This window comes from Bacillus sp. LR--39, from assembly GCF_053613335.1.
In genome coordinates, this window is record NZ_JBSIOT010000418.1 from 1 (window position 1) to 981 (window position 981).

Annotated in this window: 1 protein-coding gene; it reads right to left on the bottom strand. The window is 48.8% G+C overall.

The annotated features are described in order from the left end of the window. Positions 1–981 (bottom strand): enoyl-CoA hydratase-related protein (locus tag ACWHAR_RS23725; protein WP_452088022.1); only part of this gene is annotated, 981 nt, incomplete at both ends.

The window sequence follows — 981 nt, forward strand, 5'->3', positions numbered from 1 at the left end:
TTTACAGGCGGGCGCCAGCCGGTATCGTATAAAGATGCGGCCAGCTGCTTCGCATCGTATAACAGGTGGTCTTGATTCACGCTGATCTGATCCGTTTCTTTTAAGATGTTCATCTCACGAGCCTCTTGAGCGGAAGCGGACACTTTCGCCATCGCAATCGTTTCAAATGTTTTTATTGCCGCATTCATCGGATCAAGGCCACGGCGTAGATGATTGATGTACAGCTCTTTGTTTCCCCCTCCGCCAGGGATGAGGCCGACACCTGATTCAACAAGGCCCATATAGGCTTCGCTTGCCGCTTGAGTACGCGCCGCAGGCAGGCATACTTCCGTTCCTCCGCCGAGCGTCATGCCAAATGGCGCGGCGACGACCGGTTTCGCACTGTATTTGATCTTCATCATCGTCTCCTGAAAACGGCGGATCACAAAATCAACTTCCAAAAAGTTGTCATCTTGGACTTCCATTAAGATCATGGCGAGATTCGCGCCGACGCAGAAATTTTTTCCTTGATTGCCGATGGCAAGCCCCTTGTAATTCCGTTCTGTTTCCTCTAATCCTTTGTGGATCATTTGAATGATATCGAGGCCGATCGCATTGCTTTTCGAATGAAATTCAAGAAGGGCCACATCATCTCCAAGGTCAATTAAGCTTGCTCCGCTGTTTTTCGCAATCACGCCTTTTGTTTCTTTAAGTGCTTGTAAATGAATTCGTTTTTTGTTTTCTTTCACGGCTCTGTATTCGCCGCGGTCATAATAAAATACCGTTCCGTTCTCTTTGATGTAGAAGGTTTCATTTCCTTTGTCCAGCATCTCTTTTATCCAGCCAGGCATATCTGCTCCAAGCTGCTCGAGCTTTTCCGCTGACTGCTTGAGGCCGATGGCGTCCCACATCTCAAAAGGTCCCAGTTCCCAGCCGAATCCCCACTTCATGGCTTGGTCAATCGCATGAATATCATCGGCAATCTCGCCAAGCAGCTCGGCT